The sequence below is a fragment of the Actinoplanes sp. HUAS TT8 genome (genome assembly GCF_051380535.1).
In the GTDB taxonomy this organism is placed as follows: domain Bacteria; phylum Actinomycetota; class Actinomycetes; order Mycobacteriales; family Micromonosporaceae; genus Actinoplanes.
In genome coordinates this window covers 10678374-10697619 of record NZ_CP195646.1, presented here as the reverse complement: position 1 = coordinate 10697619, position 19246 = coordinate 10678374, and the positions used below count along the sequence as shown (strand labels likewise).

Below are 19246 nucleotides of genomic sequence, written 5' to 3'. Positions count from 1 at the left end.
GTGCTCAAACCCCGGCGAGTGCCTCGTCGGCGGTCTCCTCGCCCAGGCGCGCCGCCACGACGGCCTGCTCGGCCGCGAGTAGCTGATCCACCTGTACGAGCAGCAGCATCCGTTGCTGCTCGGGCAGATTGGCGACCCGGGACACCACGCGTGCCTGCTCCTCGGAGAGCTCCGGGGCCGGTTCCAGGACGTTGCGGCCGACCCGGGCGACCTCGGCCACCGAGTCGACGATGAAACCGGTCCGGACCCCGCCGATGATCAGCACCACGATCCGCTGCCGTTCGTCCCGGTCGGTGCGGACCAGGCCGAGCCGGGTCCGCAGGTCCACCACCGGCAACACCGTGCCGCGAAGGTTGACCAGGCCCTCTACGAAGTCGAAGGACTTCGGCACCCGGATCAGCGCCTGGGGCACCCGGATGATCTCCTGCACCGCGTCGACGTCGACCGCGTACTCCTCGTCGTCGAGCCGGAAGACGACGAACAGTTCCTCGTCACCGCGGCCGTCGTCGGCCTCGCCTGGACGGTCCATGGTTGCCTCCTGGGCGTCGTCCCGGTACTCGGCGATCTCGTCGCGTACCTCGGGCGAGTCGAACATCCGGTTCACGCTCAGCACCGAGACGAGCCGCTTGCCGTCCTCCAGGCGGCACACCGACTCCACCTCGGTCCGGCCGCGTGCCCCGGCCACCACGCTCGGCAGCGGCGCGACCAGCTCGTGCGGGACCCGCAGCACCTCGCGCACGGTGTCCATCACGACGCCGACCACCCCGTCCGGCAGGGAGACGACGACGATCCGGTTCTGCGCCTCCAGCGGTGTGACCGGCAGCCCGAAGACCCGGCGCATGCTCACCACCGGCAGCAGCCGGCCGCGCAGGTCGATCACGCCGAGCACCTGGCCGGCCGCGTTCGGGACGTGGCTGACCGACTCCGGGGCCTGGACGATCTCCTGCACCTGGTCGATCGGCAGGGCGTACTCCTGGCCCTCGACCGCGAAACTGACCAGTTCCAGCGTGTCGTCCGACTCGGCGTCCGGATCCGGCTCGCCGGACATCCGGGACACCGCGGCGTCCCGGCCACCGCCGCCGCCGCGTCTCTCGGCCAGCCGGGTGAACTGGGTACCGATCAGCTGATCGACGTCGAGAACCGTGGTCATCTCCCCGCCATCCGATTTGATCACGCCGACCAGCACGTCCGAACGGACCGTGGCCTGCACCGCCTCGGCCGGTTCGAGCGCTTGCGGGTCGACGCTGATCACGCTGGCCACCCGGTCCACCACGAAGCCGAGCGGCACCCCGCCGTCGACCACGATCACTCGGGTGGTCTCGTCGTGCTCAGCCTGCTCCAGCGCGCAGCATTGCCGCAGGTTGACCACCGGCAGGACACGGCCCCGCAGGTTGGCCAGCCCTTCCAGGGACGGTGGCCCGAGCGGGACCTTCACCACCGACGGCATCCGGATGATCTCCTGTACCCGGCGCATCGGGAAGGCGTACCGCTCTCCCACCATGTCGAAGGTGACGTAGTCGGAGGAGTCCCCGTCCTCGCCCAACTCGATGTCGTCCATGATCAGCCCGCATTCTGCAGCTCGTCGGCGAGTGCGGCGATCTCCTCGACGGCGGCGGCCAGTTCTTCGGCGCCCTGGGCCTGCTCGCGGGCGGCGGTGGAGGCCTGCGCGGCGAGCTGCTCGGCCTCGCTGGCGGAGCCGGAGATCTGTTCCAGGCCGATCTTCACCTCGCCGAGCACCTTGGCGATCTCCTCGGCGCCCTCGCTCACCTCCTGGTTGCCGCCCCGCACCTGTTGCATGTCGCGCTCGATCTCGTCCAGCCGCGCGGTGGTGGCCTTCGCCGCTTCCGCCTCGGCCAGCGACAGGCGACTGGTCTCCTCCAGATCGCCACGGACCTCGACGATCCGATCCTGAACCGACTTGACCAGATCCTTGATCCGGTCGGCGTTGTCCGCCGAATCCCTGGCCAGGTTCCGGATGTCCGTGGAGACCACGGCGAAACCCTTGCCGAACTCGCCCGCCCGGGCCGACTCGACCGAACCGTTCACGGCCAGCATGTTGGTCTGGATCGACACGTTCGCGATCGCGTCGACGATCTTGTCGATCCGGCGCGAGATCTGTTCCAGCTCGCCGACCTTCCGGACGTTGTCGATGCCCTCCCGGGCGGCCCGGCCGATCGCGTCGATCATCGAGTCGACCGCTTCCTTGTTGGTGGCCAGCAGCTCCAGGATCGCGTCCGAGCGCTCCACCGCGGTGTTGCCGCGCTCCGCCGAGAGCTGCGCCCCCTGCTCGATCTCGTTCACCAGCACGGCCGTCTGCTCACCCTTCTCGGCGGCCGTCCGCGCTCCGGCGTTGATCTCCTTGATCGCGATGTCGATCTGGCTGGCCGCCCGATTGATCTCCTCCACCGCCGCGGACAGCTCTTCGGCCGTCGACGCCACGTCCTCGGCGCTCTTCGCGATGTCGGTGCTGCTGCGCAGCGTCTCGGAAACCTCGGCCAGGGCCTCGGCCGCCTCCTCGCTCTGCCGCAACGCCTGGGTCTGCTGACCGACCGTCTGCAACGACTCCTCGCACGCCGCGGATTGCTGCTCGGCCGCGGCGGCGATCTCCTCGGACCGCTGTTTGGCGCTCCCGGCGGAGCGCTTGGCCTGTTCCGCCACGGCGGCCATCTCGGTCGCCGCCGACATGATCGAACCCATGTCGGCCCGGATCGTCTCCAGTTGCGAGGTGATCGCCTTGCCCTTCTCCGCCTCGCCCCGGGCCATCTCCGCGGAGCTCTGCACCGCGCCCGCGATCTCGGTCACCGAATTGCGGACCTCGTCGATCAGGTCCCGGATCTGCCGCGCGCTGCGCTCGCTGGTCTCGGCCAGCGTGCGAACCTCGTCGGCGACCACCGCGAAGCCCTTGCCGTGCTGCCGGGCCCGGGCCGCCTCGATCGCCGCGTTCAGCGCCAGCAGGTTCGTCTGGTCGGCGATGTGCGCGACGGTCTTCACGATCTCGCCGATCTCGTCCGCCTGCTTCTCCAGCTCGGAGATGGTCACGACGGACGCCGTCTGCCGGGCGGACGCGCTCTCGACGTTGGTCAGCAGGCCGACGATCCCGGTCCGGGTCTCGTTCAACAGCCCCTGCAAGGCATGGCTGAGGTCGGCGACCTGACGGGTGGTCAGCTCCTGACGGCCGACCCGGTCCTCGATCTGGTTCATCGCGGCCAGGCTCTGCTGGGTCGCGCCCGAGGCCTCCTCGGCGCCGGCGGCGATCTGTTGCATGGACTCGGTGAGCTGGCGCGACGCCTCGGCGGCCTCGGCGTTCTGCGCGGAGATCTCGGCGGTGGCGGCGGCGATCCGCTCGGCCGCCTGCTGCTGCTTGGCCACCGACCGGGCCTGTCGCCGGGTCGCGTCGCTGTCCGGCCCCCGAGCGCTCCGGGCGGCGGTGGCCGGAGCGGCGGGTGAGCGGGCCGGCCGGGTCTGCTCGGTGCTCCGTCCGTTCGCAGTACTGGTGAGGGGCATGGGTGGTCTCCCGTCTGAGTCCGGTGGCGATCCGGCCACCCTCCCCAGAAAATCGAACGTCCGGTGGCCCCTCCGCCCGGCACCAATTCTTGGCATCCTCGCCGCCTCGGCGAGGGAGTATGCGGCCAGTTCGATGTTTTAGGCTGCGCGGCATGCGGGCTTTGGTGCAGACGGTGAGCCGGGCGAGTGTCACGGTCGACGACGAGGTGATCGGGAAGATCACCGACGGGCTTCTCGTGCTGGTCGGGGTGACCCACGACGACACGCCGGCCACGGCGGCGGAACTCGCCCGCAAGACGTGGGAGCTGCGGATCCTGGACGGGGACCGGTCGGCGTCGGACGAGGACGCCCCGCTGCTGGTCGTCAGTCAGTTCACGCTGTACGGCGACGCGCGCAAGGGTCGCCGGCCCACCTGGAACGCGGCGGCGCCCGCCGAGGTGGCCGAGCCGCTGGTCATGGCGTACGTGGAAGCACTGCGCGCCCGGGGAGCGACCGTGGAGACCGGTCGCTTCCGGGCGCACATGCTCGTCGAATCGGTGAACGTCGGACCGCGGACGATCCTGTTGGAGCTGTGAATCAGGAGGGCGGGATCTTGCCGCTGCAGGTGTCCCGGACCTTGTAGAAGTTGGTCAGGTACTGGCGGTGGATCTCCGCGCTGCGCACCCGCACGATCGTCTCGTCGGCGTTGCGCAGGGCCGAGTACGAGTAGTTGTGGCTACCGGTGAAGACCCGCGGGATCTGGTCGTCGTCGTACTGCCCGTCGATCAGCATGTACTTGCTGTGCGGCTTGAGGGTCCGCCCGTCGTAGGCCACACCGCAGCTGTGCAGGCCGAGCTTGGTCCCCGCGCTCTTCAGCTCGTTGACCACCCGCTCGCTGGCGTAGGCGTAGGGGTCCGACGACGGCCCGGCCGCGTAGACGACATCCACCCAGCAGCCGGCCTTGGCCAGCGCCGACAGCTTCTTGGCGACCTCGATCCGGGTGAAGCCCCAGACGACGACCCGGATGTCGGTCTGGTGGGTCAGCCCGTCCGTCTCGCCCTTGTACGAGCAGGTCACCGAGTTCAGCACCGAGATCATCGTGTCGGTCGAGGTCTGGTTCGGGTCCCCGTCGGTCTCCATCCGCGGGAAGAAGTGCGTCTTGTAGACGTCGTCGGTCGAACCGGTCCGGTAGTAGTTGTCCACCCCGGTGGCGAGCGGCCCGTACTTCTTCTGGTCGGCGAAGTAGTTCACGTAGTTGGTGTACGAGCTGAGCTCGCTCCACGTGATCGAGTTGTTGTACGCGGACTCCGCGTCCCACACCGTGAGGTTGCCGGACGACTGGAACGCCACGTTGCTCACCGAGGCGCCGCTGTTGAGCACCACCCGCGAGGCGAGCAGGAACTTGTTGTGGTTGTAGGCCAGCACGTTGTAGACCGAGCGCTTGGCGATGCAACCGGCCCCGTCCCGGCAGAACATCACGAAGGACGACGCCGCGGCGTTCGTGCCCAGCTCGGCCGAGAGGGCCACGCCCGGGTAGATCCGGGTGCCGGCACTGTCGTCGTACGACGAGTAGTTCAGGATGATCTGCACGTTCACACCGCGCTGGTGAGCGGTCTTGAGCCGCTCGACCAGGTTGGGCCGCTCGGCCGTGTCGGCCTCACCGGCCGCGACCGGGTTGGAGAAGTCGAGCCACGACATGCGGATCGTCTCGCCCGCCGGCACCCGGTCGATGATCCGGGCGATCTGCTGGTAGATCGCATATTGCGAGGTCTGGGCCCCGGCCGGGTTGTTGAAGACGGCGCCGCCGATCACCGGATCGGGCTCGGCGGCACTGGCCGGGGATGGAGACGGCACGGCCGCGACCACCCCGGCGACGATCAGTGCCACGAACGCGGTCAGAGCTCTTCGCATTTAAATATTCCCCCGTGTAAATGAATGGCAGGGGAATATTAGACGATCAGAAGCGGAAGCCCCGACGCGAGGCCGACTGGCGCAACCACTCGTCGAGGCGGCCGATCCAGTCGACCTGGTCCACGGTCGCGTAATCGACGTCGAAGCTGCCGAACGCGTCGTGCCCCTCGGTGAACAGGCCACCGCGCTTGTCCAGCTCGAGCACCACCTGCAGCTTGCGCGGCGTGGGCAGGAACGTCAGCTCCAGCTGGGTGATGCCGGCGGCGAACTGCGCCGGCGGGTAGAACTCGATCTCCTGGTAGAACGGCAGCTCCTGCTCCACCCCGTAGACCCGGCCACGCTCCACGTCGGCCTTGTGGAAGCGGAAGCCGAGCCGCAGCAGCGCCTGCAGGATGCGCTCCTGCGCCGGCAGCGGGTGGACGTGCACCGCGTCCAGGTCGGACTTGTCGACCGCGCGGGCGACCTCCAGCTCGGTGGCCAGGCCCATCGTCATGCCGTGCAGGCGCTGCCCGTACACCTCGGTGATGGGGGTCTGCCACGGCACCTCGAACCGGAACGGGACGTCGTGCCGGGCCCCGGCCTCCAGGCGGAACGAGCCGGTCAGGCGCTGGCGATGGAACTCCTGGTTGGTCTGGTACTCACTGTCGCCGCTCTCGACCTCGACCCGGGTCATCAGGCCGACGGCCACATATTCCACGTCGACCGCGTGGTCGCCCCCGACGACGTGGACCTGACCCTCCAGGGAACCACCGGGGCGACAGTTCGGATTCGTCAGCACGGTGTCGACGGACGGGCCACCCACACCGAGTGCTTGCAACATCCTTTTGAAGACCACGCCTGCACATTATCCCCGCGCGGCAAGGATGATCGTCCGTTTCACCCAGGCTTGTCGGCTTGCCGACGTCAGGGTTCTCCCTGATTCATGCCACCTGGACGCTGGCCTCACCTCCGCTTAACGCGTCTGCGACGAAGCTTCTCGTCACCGGCACGGAAGTGGCTGGCAGGCACGACAAACGGGGAGGGGCTTCCAGTGGTCCTGGAGACGACGAAGGCGACGGTTGAGGACAGCATGACCGACTCTGTCGAGCCGGAGGCCGACCTAACGACCGGCGATGTCGAGCCGACGATGGCTGACCTCGACGCGACGGACGAGCGGGGCGTCTCCGCCGACCTGGTCCGGGCTTACCTCAACGGCATCGGCCGCACCCGCCTGCTCACCGCGGTGGAGGAGGTCACCCTCTCCAAGCGGATCGAGGCCGGCCTCTACGCCGAGGAGAAGCTCCCGACGGCCGGCGACGAGCTGGCGCCGCTGCTGCGGGTCATCATCGCCGAGGGCCGGGCCGCGAAGAATCACCTGCTCGAAGCCAACCTGCGGCTGGTCGTCAGCATCGCCAAGCGCTACACCGGTCGCGGCATGGCGTTCCTGGACCTGATCCAGGAAGGCAACCTCGGCCTGATCCGCGCGGTCGAGAAGTTCGACTACACCAAGGGCTACAAGTTCTCCACGTACGCCACCTGGTGGATCCGCCAGGCCATCACCCGCGCCATGGCCGACCAGGCCCGCACCATCCGCATCCCGGTGCACATGGTCGAGCAGGTCAACCGGATGGTCCGGGCCCGCCGTGACCTGGCCACCCAGCTCGGCCGGGAGCCCAGCGTCGCCGAGATCGCGGTCGCCATGGCGGTGCCGGAGTTCCAGGTCATCGAGCTGATCTCGTACGACCGCGAGCCGGTCAGCCTGGACCAGGCGGTCGGTGAGGACGGGGAGAGCGCGCTCGGTGACTTCGTCGCCGCGGTCGACCCGAACCAGCCCGGCGAGGGCGTCGCCCAGGGCGAGCTGCGCGGCCAGGTCGAGATCGTGCTGGCCACGCTCTCCGAGCGGGAGTCGGCGGTGATCCGGCTGCGCTTCGGCCTGGACGACGGCCGGCAGCGCACGCTCGACGAGGTGGGTCGCGAGTTCGGCCTCAGCCGGGAGCGCATCCGCCAGATCGAGAAGGTCACGATGCTGAAGCTGCGTGACCCGGAGCGGGCGTCCCGCCTGGAGGCCTACGCGGTCTGATCCTCAGTGCAACCTGCGGGGCCCGGTGTCCGGACGGACGCCGGGCTCGCCCAGTTCCGCGGCCGCGTGCAGCACCGAGAAGCCGTCCGGCCGCATCAGCACCGGGTTGAGCATCAGCGACCGCACCCGCGGGTGCTCGTCGGCGAGCCGGCCCACCCGCAGCAACAGGTCGATCAGCGCGGCCCGGTCGACCGGGGTCGACCCGCGGTAGCCGTGCAGCAGCGGGGCCGCGCGGGGCTCGTCGACCAGCGCCTCGGCCGCGCGATCGGTCAGCGGGGCGGCCCGCCAGGCCAGGTCGCCGAGCAGTTCACTGGCGACCCCGCCGAGGCCGAAGCCGACGACCGGGCCGAACGCGGGATCCTCGATCACCTCGACGACGCAGGCGACGCCGGGGGCGACCATCGTCTGGACGAGCACCTCGGGGCCGAACGTGCCGGCGAGTTCGCGGTAGGCCGTACGCAAATCCTCTGGGTTGTGAAGTGCCAGCCGGACCGCGCCGAGGTCGATGCGATGCCGTAGACCGCCACCGGCCGCCTTGAGAGCGACCGGGTAACCGAGCTCGCCGGCGGCGGCGACCGCCTCGTCCGCTTCGCGGGCCAGGATCGACGGAACGACCTCGATCCCGTACGCGGTCAGCAGTTCCGTGGCCGACGGGGCCGACTCGGCGGCGGGCGGATCAATTCCCGACAGGGCCGGCATCAGTCCCGGCGGCCGGCGCAGCCACTCCGCGTAGTTGACGACCCGGGCCAGCGCGCGGACCGCCTCCTCGACCGAGGCGTAGACCGGCACGCGCGGCGGCACCCGGCCGAAGACCAGCGTGGCCACCGTCGGTTTCTCCCCGGCGAGCGCGACGCTGGCCAGCGCGGCCGCGAAATCCGCGTCCTCCTCGGTGAGCTGCTGGCCGGGCACGACCGGCGCGAAGACCACGACCAGGGCGTCCACCCGGTCGTCGACCGCGGCGTCGGCCAGCGCGTCGGCCAGGTCGTGGGCCGAGGCCATCGGGCTCAGGTCGTGCGGATAGCCCTCGGCGACGACCAGGCCAGCCGCGCGGCAGGCGACCTCGGCCAGGGCGGCCAGCGCCGACGAGTTGCCGACCACGGCGACCCGGCGACCGGCCGGCAGCGGCTGGTGGGCCAGGAGCATGCCGACGTCGAAGAGCTCCTGCACGGTGTCGACCCGGATCACCCCGGACCGGGCGAACAGGGCGGTGACCGCGTGCGCGTCCGGCCCCGGGAGATCACCGGCGAGGCCGGGCGGGCGGGTCGCCGAGGCGACCGCGACCACCGGCTTGACCCGGCTCATCCGGCGGGCCAGCCGGGCGAACTTGCGCGGGTTGCCGAACGTCTCCAGGTAGAGCAGCACCACGTCGGTGCCGGGATCGTCACGCCAGTACTGCAGGAGATCGTTCCCGGACACGTCGGCCCGGTTGCCGGCCGAGACGAAGCTGGACAGGCCCAGGCCGCGCCGGTCGGCCTCGGCCAGCAGGGCCACGCCCAGCGCGCCGCTCTGCGCGAAGAAACCGACCCGCCCGGCGGCCGGCAGGCGCGGCGCCATCGTCGCGTTCAGCCGGACCTCCGGGTCGGTGTTGGCGATCCCGAAACTGCTCGGGCCGACCACCCGCAGGCCGGCCGCGTGCGCGGTCTCGATCAGCTGCCGCTGGCGGGCCACGCCCTCGGCGCCCGACTCGGCGAACCCGGCCGAGCCGATCACCACGCCGCCGGCGCCGGCCGACGCCGCGTCGGCCAGGGCCTCCGCGACCTTCTCGGCCGGCACGGCGATCACGGCCAGGTCGATCGGGGTCCGGGCATCGGACGCTTTCCGGTACGCGGTGAGCCCGGCCACCCGTTCGGCCGACGGGTGCACCGGGACGACCGCGCCGGTGTAGCCGCCGTCGCGCAGATTGCCGAGCATGGCCGCGCCGATCCCGTGCCCGCTCGCGCTGGCGCCGTAGATGGCGATGCCGCGCGGGGCGATCAGCCGCGCGATCGAGCGCGACTCGGTCAGGTGCTCCCGGGACTCCTGCACCTCACGCGATTTCTCGGTGGTGGCGATCGGGAAGTTCAGGTGGACGACGCCGTCCGCGTACCGGCGCTGCACCTGGTAACCGGAGTCGCCGAAGACGCGCAGCATCCCGCCGTTCTCCGGGAGCACTTCGGCCACGAAACGGCTGATCCCGTGGTCGCGGGCGGCCTCGGCCAGGTGTTCCAGCAGCACCGAGCCGATCCCGCGGCCCTGCTGGGCGTCCTCCACCACGAACGCGACCTCGGCCTCCGGGGAGTCCGGGCCGAGACGTTCGTACCGCCCGACCGAGGTGATCCGGCCGTCGGCGGTGACCGTGACGAACGCCTCCCGGTCGCGGTGGTCCACGTTCACGAACCGGTGAAGGTCGCGCTCCGGAATGCGCGGATAGGGCGAGAAGTAGCGCAGGTACCGCGTCCGGTCGCTCATCCGGGAGTGGAACTCCACGATGGCCGGAGCGTCCTCGGGACGGATCTGCCGCAGGTGCACGGCGGTGCCGTCGGCCAGGAGAACGTCAGCGCTGCGTTCCATGTCAGTCTCGGGGGTCGTGCGGGTCGAGCCCGTGCAGGGGGAAGACCGCGAGGCGGGTGGCGAGGATCGCGCGGTCGACCGGGTCGCTCTCGGTGCCCGGGGTCCAGGGTTCGTCGACCAGCACGGCGTCGTCACCCATCGTCTCCGGGACGGCGGCCCCCGGTCGACGGTCGGCGGCCATCTTCCGCCAGGCCTTGGGGGTACGGATCCCTGGGTCCAACGGCTCCCCGGTCGCCACCCCGAGCAGGTGCGACCACGCCCGGGGCACGACCTCGACCAGCGCGTATCCCCCACCGCCGAGCGCCACCCAGCGGCCGTCGCAGAGCTCGTCGGCCAGCTCGCGCATCGCCACGTAGGCGGCCCGCTGGCAGTCGACCGACAGCATCAGGTCGGCCAGCGGGTCCAGCCGGTGCGCGTCCGCCCCGCACTGGCTCACGATGATCTCCGGCGCGAACGCGCGGACCACCGACGGCACCACCGCGTGGTACGCCTTCAGCCAGCCGGCGTCCCCGGTCCCGGGCGGCAGCGGCACGTTCACCGCGGTGCCCTCGGCGCCCGGCCCCCCGGTCTCGTCGCAGAAGCCGGTGCCCGGGAACAGGGCCAGCGGCGTCTCGTGCAGGCTGACCGTGAGCACCCGCGGGTCGTCGTAGAACATCGCCTGCACCCCGTCGCCGTGGTGCACGTCGACGTCGATGTAGGCGACCCGCTGCGCGCCGTGGTCCAGCAGCCAGGCGATCGCCACCGCCGGGTCGTTGTAGACGCAGAAACCGGCCGCCCGGGCCGGCATCGCGTGGTGCAGGCCGCCGGCCACGTTCACCGCGCGGCGGGCCGAACCGTGCCAGACGGCCTCGGCGGCGGCGATGCTGGCGCCACAGATCCGCGCCGACGACTCGTGCATCCCCTCGAAGACCGGATTGTCGGAAGTGTTCAGCCCCCACCCGAGGAAGAACGGATCGATCGGAGCCTGACGTACGGCATCGAGGTAGTCCTCCCGGTGGACCCGGGTCAGCTCGGCCTCGGTGGCCGGCCGCGGCGTGATCAACTGCACACCGGGACGGTCGAGCACCCCCAGCTCACGGGCGAGCGCCATGGTCAGCTCGACCCGTACCGGGTTGAGCGGGTGATCGCCCATGTCGTAGTCGAGCAGGGCCTTGTCCCAGACCACCGCCGTCGTCTCGTCCGCCATCCCGACATGCTCCCACGGGGTGCCTAAGGAGGCACTCGTCACGCCGCCTCCGGTAGGGTCTCCTGGCACTTGCTCGGGGCGGATGTCAACCCCCCGCCACGCGGTAACATCGCTGCTGGGAGGACCGCATCGTGAACGACCTTGTCGATACCACCGAGATGTATCTCCGGACCATTCTCGAACTCGAAGAAGAAGGCGTGCCTCCGCTTCGGGCTCGCATCGCCGAGCGCCTGCACCAGAGCGGCCCCACGGTCAGCCAGACAGTCGCCCGCATGGAGCGGGACGGTCTGCTCACCGTCGAGGGCGACCGCCACCTGGTGCTCACCGAGGAGGGGCGGGCCACCGCCGTCTCCGTCATGCGCAAGCACCGCCTGGCCGAACTACTACTGGTCAACGTCATCGGCATGCCGTGGGAAGAAGCCCACGAGGAGGCCTGCCGGTGGGAGCACGTGATGAGCGACTCGGTCGAGCGCCGGGTCTACGAGCTGCTGAACAAGCCGACCCGCTCGCCGTACGGGAATCCGATCCCCGGTCTGGAGCAGCTCGGCCTGCCCGAGGACGACAACACCGACCCGTTCGGTCACGGTGAGCGCAACCTGGCGTTCCCCGGGCTGACCGGCAGCGTCGTCGTGTCCCGGATCTGCGAGAGCGTCCAGACCAACGCCGACGTGTTGCGGCAGCTGCACGCGGCCGGCATCGATCCGGGTACGACGGTGACCGTCGCGCAGGAGCGGGACGGCGTCACCATCGACAAGTCGGGGGACAAGATCCGGCTGCCCCGTGAGGTGGCGTCGCGGGTGTTCGTCGCCGCTCGCTGACCCGTCTCGGCTCGGCCGGGCTTGTGGACATCCGCCGGCGGCGATCAGCCGTCGGTGGTGTCCATCGCCTTGGCCAGCTCGAACAGGCCCGCGTTCATCCGGGTCACGGCCGCGTTGGTCGCGCCCTTGGCGAACGTGAACTTCAGCGTCTGGAGCTGGTCGGCCTCGCTCAGCCAGCCGATCTCCACCGACGGGCCGTGGCCAGAGGCGGCCGCCGAGTTCAGCCGATAGCCGGCCTGGCCGAGCCCCTTGAGCTTGGTCGCCTTCTTCGGCATCCGGGTGGCCAGGAAGATCTTGGCGTCGGCCTTGGTCTGCTCGACCACGGAGAGTGAGAGGTCGGGCCACGAACCGTCCACCGTCTGCACCACGCAGGTGGACGTGTCGTCGACCTGGTCGGAGGCGGCGACCGAGAACTTGACGCCGATCTTCTCCTGGATGAACGACCAGTCCCAGAGGATGCACGCGCCACCGGCGGAGGCGGCCGGCGCCTCGGCGATGGTGACCGGCGGCAGCTTGGCGGTCGTCTCCGGCTTCTCGTTGCAGCCGGAAACGGCGAGCAACGCGACGACGCCGAACACGGCTCCGACTGTTCGCACCAGTGCTCCTCCCGGGTTTCGGGCCACACCCTATTGCCCGGAGGGCGCTTCACGGAAGCCAAAGATTATTCGCGTACGGAGGGTAGCCGTAAGGTGTGCGCCACGGTACTTGACGGTCGATGTCAAGTACCGGCAGGATGGCGCGGTGACTTCACCTCTCGCCGAGCAGATCGTCCGGCTCGTCGACGCGCGCCTGGCCGACCCGCTGGAAATCCTCCTGGAGGGGGACCGCAGTGTGGACGAGGTCCGCCGGCGACTGCATCGACGGGCCCTGGACTGGGCTTTCGTGATCTCGTACGGGCCGGAGCCGGAAGCCGTGGGGACCATCGCGCGACTGATCGCGACGCTCTACCCGGACGATCACGCGTTCGCGCCGCCCCCCGAGTGGTGGCAGACACCGCTCGGGCAGGTCGTGGCGCGGCGGGTCGGGCACCCGTTCGTCACGTCGGTGTCGCTGGCCACCGCCGGCGCCATGCTCGGGATCAGCCGGCAGGGAGTGCACGACCTGGTGCGGCGCGGGAAACTGCCCCGCCACCCGGACGGTGGGGTACTGGTGAGCGCGGTGCGGGAACGCCTGCTCGCCTCGGACGACTACGGCTTCGACGTGGAGGGGCAATGATCAACGACAGTCTTGTCGACGTGGGGAACGTGCAGCTCGCCGTTCGCGACTTCGGGGGTGACGCGCCACCGCTGCTCCTGGTCCACGGCGCCGGGGGCAACCTCGCCCAGATGACCGGCCTGGCCCGGGCGCTGCGCCCGAGCCACCGGGTGGTCACGGTCGACCTGCGCGGCCACGGCCGCTCCGCCGACGGGCCGTGGAGCTGGGACAACGCACTCGGCGACCTCGCCGCGGTCTGCGTCGAACTGGAACTGGAACGCCCGGCCGTCGTCGGGCACTCGCTCGGCGGGATGCTGGCCGCACTCTGGGGCGAACGCCACCCCGAATCCCCCGGCGTCGTCAGCCTCGACGGGAACCCGCCGCCGACCGGCCCGGCCCAGCTGCCCGGCCTCGACCCGTCCACCGCGACGGCCGAGCTGGAACGGCTGGCCTCGGTCTTCGACATGGTGGAGGCCGCCGCCGGGCAGACCGTGGCCGCCGAGGAACTGGCCGACCTGGTGGAACGGCAGCGGATGGCCGCTCGGGACATGGGGGCCAACGAGAAGGTGTGGATCGAGGGCTTCCGGCGCAACCTCGTCCACGGCAAGGACGGGCGGACGACGTTCCGGCCCTCGTTCGAGACCGTCACGCAGCTGCGGGGGCTGATGAACTCGCTGGACCTGGGGCCGGTCTACGCGGCGATCAGCTGCCCGGCCCTCGTGGTGCTGGCCACCCGGTCGCTGCCGGAACAGGAGTCGTTCGCGGATCTCTACGCCGCGCACCGGCGGTTCCTGCTCGCCCAGGTGCAGGCCGTGCCGCACGTGCGGCACGTCGAGCTGGCCGACGCCTCGCACGCCATGGTCATCGAGCAGCCGGCGCTGCTGGCCGCCCTGATCACGGACTTCCTCACCAAACCCTGAAAACCTTTTGCGCGTACGTCGCGGCCTCCGCCGTCCTCCGGCCCCCAGCGCGCCGCCGGCTTCTCCGCCGGAGACACCCCTGAGCACCAGCCCTGGGGCTCGGGCCGTGGTCGGGTTGTTGCTCTGACCGCAACCACCCGACCACGTCGCCCTTGCGGGCCTCGCGTTCTGGGCGCGCCAGCGCCCTGCGAGGGTCGGAAGGGTCCCCGCGGGAGCGACGATCTGGACCACGGCGGACCGAGGCAATGAAGAATTTGAAGTTGATCTTCGGGGCGGACCTGACCACCTGCCTCGCGTGATCAGAAGCGGACAGTGGCTGGCTCTTGGGGGATGGTGGTCAGGGGGTGCGGAGGGGCTTGGCGGCGTGCGAGGCGGCCAGGCCGAGGAGGAGGGCGGCGAAGACGCAGAGGAGGCCCTTGAGGATGCCGAAGTGCTCCGAGAGGAAGCCGATCAGGGGCGGGCCGGCCAGGAAAGCGCCGTAGCCGACCGAGCCGGCGACCGAGACGCGCATGGCGGCATGGATCGGGTCGTCGGCGGCGGCGCTCATGCCGATCGGGAAGCCGAGGGAGGCGCCGACACCCCAGAGGAGGGCTCCGGCCAGGGCGAACTCGATGGAACCGCCGAAGACGACGAGCAGGACGCCGGCCGCGGCGGAGACCGCCGTCAGGCGGAGGACGGGGACTCGGCCCCAGCGGTCGGCGGCGGCGCCGCCATACATGCGACCCAGGGTCATGGCCGTGACGAATACACCGAAGCCGATGGCACCGAGGGTGTCGCCGGCGTGGTATCCATCGACCAGGCTGATGGCCAGCCAGTCGTTGGCGCTGCCCTCGGTGAAGCCGAAGCCGAGCAGGATCAGGCCGATCAAAATCGTCCTCGGCTCGCGCCAGGCCTGACCGGCGGTCATTGCCGGCTTCGTGCCCGGCTCGGGCTCGACGTGCGGGAGGAAGCGGCGGACGACGGCGAGTTGGACGGCGACGACGATCACCGTGGTGACGTAGAGCTGGGCCCAGATCGGCACGCCGATGGCCGAGGCGGCCGCACCGACGCCGGCGCCGGCGACCGTGCCCAGGCTGAAACCGGCGTGGAAGCGCGGCATGATCGTGCGGCCGATGCGGCGCTCGACGTCGGCCGCCTCGACGTTCATGGCGACGTCCCAGGTGCTGGTGCCGAAGCCGCAGAACAGCAGGGCGAGACCGGCCAGCGGAACCGAGCTGATGAGCGTGGCGGTGGCCAGCAGGGCCAGGCCGAACGCCTCGGCCATGCTGGCGATCAGCACCGCGCGGGCCGGGCCGACGCGCTGCACCAGCGGGCCGGCCAGCGGGATGGACGCGACCGACGTGCCGGACATGCAGAGCAGCAGCAGGCCGAAACCGGCGACCGACAGCTCCAGGCCGTCGCGGATCGCGGGGGCCCGGGACAGCCAGCCGGCCAGGGCCAGACCGTTCATGGCGAACGTGACGCCAACTGCGATCTTGGCCGTGTTCACCCGGGCGGGTACGACGTCAACGCTGCTCACCAGCTCAACTTACACGTTAAAGCCGATCGGGTCATCGAGGTTTCGCGGCCGGGCCGGAAGCGGGCGCGCTCCGGGCACGTCCCACAATGGGCGTCGGCGTCGTTCCCCCCGGCGTCGATGGATACGGAAGGAGAGCGGCATGGACCGGCCCGAGGAACTGCAGGCGGAGGCACGTTCCGTGCTCGCGCTGCTGGAGCCGCTGGGACCGCTGCTCCCCACGGGCAGCTACGTGTCCGGGCTCATGGTCTGGCGCGACCTTGACGTGATGCTGCTCGGCGGGCCCGGATTCACCCCGTCGGATGTACTCGCACTGCTCGGCACGGTGGTCGCGATCCCGGGCGTGACCGGTTTCGCCTACCGGGACGAGCGCGGCGGGGAGAAGCGGGACGAGCGGTACCACGTGACGATCACGCTCGGCGAGTGGCGGGTGGACCTCTCCATCTGGCTCAACGAGGACCACGCGGACGTGAGCGAGTGGCACCGGAAGTTGGCCGGGCGGCTGACCGAGGAGGAGCGGCAGGCCATCCTGGCCATCAAGACCATGTGGCACCAGCGGCCGGAATATCCGGACGAGGTGTGCGGGTGGGACGTGTGCACGGCGGTGCTGGAGCACGGGGTGCGAACGGCCGTGGAGTTCGGGGTGTGGCTGCGGGACGAGGCGCCGAAGAAGCGCTGACCGCCGTACGCGACAGCGGGCGGTGAGCTTCCCGCTCACCGCCCGCCCTCACATCTTGATGATCAGCTGCAGCCGGAGGTCGAGCCGCAGCCCTCGCACACGTAGCAGCTGCCGGCCCGGCGCATCTTGGTGCCGCAGGTGAAACAGAGCGGCGCGTCCGCGGCGTGACCGGTGACCAGTTCGAGAAGCTCGGTCGAGGAACCGGCCTGTTTCTCCGGGGTGGCCGCGGCCCGCACCTCGGCGACCGTGACCGTCGTCGTGACCGGAGCCGTGACCGGCACCGACACGGCCAGGTCGGCCGCGGCCTCGGCCGCCGCCTCGGCCTGAGCCTGCGCGGTGCGCTCCTTGGCCGTGAAGATGCCCAGCTCGGCGCGGGTCTCGTAGGGCAGGAAGTCCAGCGCCAGGCGACGGAAGATGTAGTCCATCACCGAGGACGCCATGCGCACGTCCGGGTCGTCGGTCATGCCGGCCGGCTCGAAGCGCATGTTGGTGAACTTGCTGACGTACGTCTCCAGGGGGACGCCGTACTGCAGCCCTATCGAGATCGCGACCGAGAAGGCGTCCATGACCCCGGCCAGGGTCGAGCCCTGCTTGGACATCTTCAGGAAGACCTCGCCGAGGCCGTCGTCCGGGTAGGACGACGCGGTGAGGTAGCCCTCGGCGCCGCCGACCGAGAAGGAGACCGTCTCGGACGTGCGCTTCTTCGGGAGGCGCTTGCGGATCGGCCGGTACTCGACGACCTTCTCGACCACGGTCTGCACGGCCGGCTCGACGACCGCCGGAGCGGTCTCCTTGGCGCCCTTGCCGGCCGACAGCGGCTGGCCGACCTTGCAGTTGTCGCGGTAGATCGCGAGCGCCTTCAGGCCCAGCTTCCAGCCCTGGTAGTGGATCTCCTCGATCTCCTCGACGGTCGCCGTCTCCGGCATGTTGACCGTCTTCGAGATGGCACCGGAGATGAACGGCTGCACCGCGGCCATCATCTTGACGTGACCGATCGGGGAGATCACCCGCTCGCCCATGGCGCAGTCGAAGATCGCGTAGTGCTCGGTCTTGAGGCCGGGCGCGTCGACCACGTTGCCGTGCTCGGCGATGTGCTCGACGATCGCCTCGACCTGCTCCTCGGGGTACCCGAGGCTGCGCAGCGCGCGCGGCACGGTCTGGTTGACGATCTGCATCGAGCCGCCGCCGACCAGCTTCTTGAACTTGACCAGGGCCAGGTCGGGCTCGATGCCGGTGGTGTCGCAGTCCATCATCAGGCCGATGGTGCCGGTCGGGGCCAGCACCGACGCCTGGGCGTTGCGCCAGCCGCTCTTCTCACCGATCTTGTTGCCGTTCTTCCACTGCTTGGTGGCCTCACGGACGATCTCGGTGGCGACCGGGCCGACGGGACGGATCTCGTCGTTGGCCGCGGCGTGCTTGCGCATCACGCGCTGGTGGGCGTCGGCGTTGCGGGCGTAGCCCTCGTACGCGCCGACGACGCCGGCCAGCTCGGCCGAGCGACGGTACGCCGTACCGTTCATCAGCGAGGTGATCGCGGCGGCCAGGGTGCGGCCGCCGTCCGAGTCGTACGGCAGGCCGGAGGCCATCAGCAGCGCGCCGATGTTGGCGTAGCCGATGCCGAGCTGCCGGTACGCCCGGGTGGTGACCCCGATCTTCTCGGTCGGGAAGTCGGCGAAGCAGATCGAGATGTCCATCGCGGTGATGATGAACTCGACGCTCTTGACGAACTTCTCCACCTCGAAGCCGCCGTCGGCCTTGAGGAACTTCATCAGGTTCAGCGAGGCCAGGTTGCAGGACGAGTCGTCCAGCGACATGTACTCCGAGCACGGGTTGGAGCCGGTGATCCGGCCCGTCTCCGGGTTCGTGTGCCAGTCGTTGATGGTGTCGTCGTACTGCAGGCCGGGGTCGGCGCACTCCCAGGCGGCCTGGGCGATGTCCCGGAACAGCTTGCGGGCGTCGATGGTCTCGATGACCTCGCCGTTGAGCCGGCCACGCAGACCGAACTCGGTGCCGTTCTCGTACGCCGTCATGAACTCGTCGCTGACGCGGACCGAGTTGTTGGCGTTCTGGTACTGCACCGAGACGATGTCGGTGCCGCCCAGGTCCATGTCGAAACCGGCGTCCCGCAGCGCGCGGATCTTGTCCTCCTCGCGCGCCTTGGTCCGGACGAACTCCTCGATGTCCGGGTGGTCGACGTCGAGGATGACCATCTTGGCCGCGCGCCGGGTGGCGCCGCCGGACTTGATGGTGCCGGCGCTCGCGTCCGCGCCGCGCATGAAGCTGACCGGGCCGCTCGCCGTTCCCCCGGACGACAGCAGCTCCTTGGACGAGCGGATGCGGGACAGGTTCACACCCGAGCCGGAACCACCCTTGAAGATCAGGCCCTCCTCCTTGTACCACTCGAGGATCGAGTCCATCGAGTCGTCCACGGAGAGGATGAAACATGCGCTGACCTGCTGCGGCGACTTGGTGCCGACGTTGAACCAGACCGGCGAGTTGAAGCTGAACACCTGGTGCAGCAGCATCCAGGTCAGCTCGTGGTCGAACACCTCGGCGTCGGACGCGCTCGCGAAGTAACCGTGCTCCTCGCCCGCCTTGCGGTACGTCTGGACCACGCGGTCGATCAGCTGCCGCAGCGACTGCTCCCGCTCGGGCGTGCCGACCGCACCCCGGAAGTACTTCGTCGTCACGATGTTCGCGGCGTTCACGCTCCAGAACGCCGGGAACTCCACACCACGCTGCTCGAAGTTGATCGAGCCGTCACGCCAGTTCGTCATGACGACGTCGCGGCGCTCCCACTCGACCTCGTCGTACGGGTGGACTCCCGCCGTCGTCCACACCCGCTCCACACGCAGCCCCCCGGCCGCCCCGCCACTGGAACTTGCCCTGCTCCGCTGGCGACCCGCTGTCACGCCGTCTCCGGCCATATG

At 70.2% G+C, this 19246-nt stretch carries 15 protein-coding genes; 6 read left to right on the top strand and 9 right to left on the bottom strand.

Annotation, left to right across the window (positions count from 1 at the left end; translation table 11 throughout):
• Positions 1–4: 4 nt before the first annotated feature.
• Both ACSHV8_RS47810 and ACSHV8_RS47805 read right to left on the bottom strand, forming a co-directional pair.
• A complete protein-coding gene (locus tag ACSHV8_RS47810; RefSeq protein WP_436527124.1) occupies positions 5–1558 on the bottom strand; it encodes a chemotaxis protein CheW in 1554 nt (517 codons plus the stop codon).
• Positions 1559–1560: 2 nt separating this feature from the next.
• Positions 1561–3504: a methyl-accepting chemotaxis protein gene (locus tag ACSHV8_RS47805; protein ID WP_436527123.1), complete on the bottom strand. Its 1944-nt coding sequence runs from the start codon at positions 3502–3504 to the stop codon at positions 1561–1563.
• A 152-nt stretch (positions 3505–3656) separates the two neighbouring features.
• Here ACSHV8_RS47805 and dtd point away from each other — a divergent pair, with 152 nt between their 5' ends.
• On the top strand, positions 3657–4079 hold the full coding sequence (gene dtd / locus ACSHV8_RS47800; protein ID WP_436527122.1) for a D-aminoacyl-tRNA deacylase: 423 nt from the start codon (positions 3657–3659) through the stop codon (positions 4077–4079).
• A gap of 1 nt (position 4080) precedes the next feature.
• On the opposite strand, the gene ACSHV8_RS47795 is transcribed toward dtd, so the two are convergent.
• Both ACSHV8_RS47795 and ACSHV8_RS47790 read right to left on the bottom strand, forming a co-directional pair.
• Positions 4081–5394: a phospholipase D-like domain-containing protein gene (locus ACSHV8_RS47795; RefSeq protein WP_436527121.1), complete on the bottom strand. Its 1314-nt coding sequence runs from the start codon at positions 5392–5394 to the stop codon at positions 4081–4083.
• Between the two features lie 46 nt (positions 5395–5440).
• Entirely contained in the window at positions 5441–6229 is a 789-nt protein-coding gene (locus ACSHV8_RS47790; protein WP_436527120.1) for a sporulation protein, read from the bottom strand.
• Positions 6230–6463: 234 nt separating this feature from the next.
• Between ACSHV8_RS47790 and sigB the strand changes: the two genes are divergently transcribed.
• Positions 6464–7453 (top strand): RNA polymerase sigma factor SigB, encoded by a 990-nt coding sequence (gene sigB, locus ACSHV8_RS47785; protein ID WP_436527119.1) that lies wholly within the window; start codon positions 6464–6466, stop codon positions 7451–7453.
• A gap of 3 nt (positions 7454–7456) precedes the next feature.
• On the opposite strand, the gene ACSHV8_RS47780 is transcribed toward sigB, so the two are convergent.
• Both ACSHV8_RS47780 and ACSHV8_RS47775 read right to left on the bottom strand, forming a co-directional pair.
• A complete protein-coding gene (locus tag ACSHV8_RS47780) occupies positions 7457–10003 on the bottom strand; it encodes a bifunctional acetate--CoA ligase family protein/GNAT family N-acetyltransferase (protein ID WP_436527118.1) in 2547 nt (848 codons plus the stop codon).
• Between the two features lies 1 nt (position 10004).
• Positions 10005–11189 carry an acetoin utilization protein AcuC gene (locus ACSHV8_RS47775; RefSeq protein ID WP_436527117.1) on the bottom strand — a complete coding sequence of 395 codons (1185 nt, stop codon included), beginning with the start codon at positions 11187–11189 and terminating at the stop codon, positions 10005–10007.
• A 128-nt stretch (positions 11190–11317) separates the two neighbouring features.
• Between ACSHV8_RS47775 and ACSHV8_RS47770 the strand changes: the two genes are divergently transcribed.
• Positions 11318–12007 (top strand): metal-dependent transcriptional regulator, encoded by a 690-nt coding sequence (locus tag ACSHV8_RS47770; protein ID WP_436537303.1) that lies wholly within the window; start codon positions 11318–11320, stop codon positions 12005–12007.
• Between the two features lie 44 nt (positions 12008–12051).
• On the opposite strand, the gene ACSHV8_RS47765 is transcribed toward ACSHV8_RS47770, so the two are convergent.
• The gene (locus ACSHV8_RS47765) at positions 12052–12603 is read right to left on the bottom strand and encodes a hypothetical protein (RefSeq protein WP_436527116.1); all 552 of its coding nucleotides are present in this window, start codon (positions 12601–12603) and stop codon (positions 12052–12054) included.
• A gap of 145 nt (positions 12604–12748) precedes the next feature.
• Between ACSHV8_RS47765 and ACSHV8_RS47760 the strand changes: the two genes are divergently transcribed.
• Both ACSHV8_RS47760 and ACSHV8_RS47755 read left to right on the top strand, forming a co-directional pair.
• Positions 12749–13222, top strand: coding sequence for a hypothetical protein (locus ACSHV8_RS47760; protein ID WP_436527115.1), 474 nt, complete (start codon positions 12749–12751; stop codon positions 13220–13222).
• Positions 13219–14121 carry an alpha/beta fold hydrolase gene (locus ACSHV8_RS47755; protein ID WP_436527114.1) on the top strand — a complete coding sequence of 301 codons (903 nt, stop codon included), beginning with the start codon at positions 13219–13221 and terminating at the stop codon, positions 14119–14121. Before ACSHV8_RS47760 ends, ACSHV8_RS47755 begins: the two co-directional genes overlap by 4 nt.
• Positions 14122–14458: 337 nt before the next feature.
• Here the strand turns inward: ACSHV8_RS47755 and ACSHV8_RS47750 are convergent, their stop codons facing one another.
• A complete protein-coding gene (locus tag ACSHV8_RS47750) occupies positions 14459–15640 on the bottom strand; it encodes an MFS transporter (RefSeq protein WP_436527113.1) in 1182 nt (393 codons plus the stop codon).
• A 139-nt stretch (positions 15641–15779) separates the two neighbouring features.
• Here ACSHV8_RS47750 and ACSHV8_RS47745 point away from each other — a divergent pair, with 139 nt between their 5' ends.
• The gene (locus ACSHV8_RS47745; protein WP_436527112.1) at positions 15780–16316 is read left to right on the top strand and encodes a hypothetical protein; all 537 of its coding nucleotides are present in this window, start codon (positions 15780–15782) and stop codon (positions 16314–16316) included.
• A 62-nt stretch (positions 16317–16378) separates the two neighbouring features.
• Here the strand turns inward: ACSHV8_RS47745 and ACSHV8_RS47740 are convergent, their stop codons facing one another.
• The gene (locus ACSHV8_RS47740; protein ID WP_436527111.1) at positions 16379–19243 is read right to left on the bottom strand and encodes a vitamin B12-dependent ribonucleotide reductase; all 2865 of its coding nucleotides are present in this window, start codon (positions 19241–19243) and stop codon (positions 16379–16381) included.
• Positions 19244–19246 lie beyond the last annotated feature (3 nt).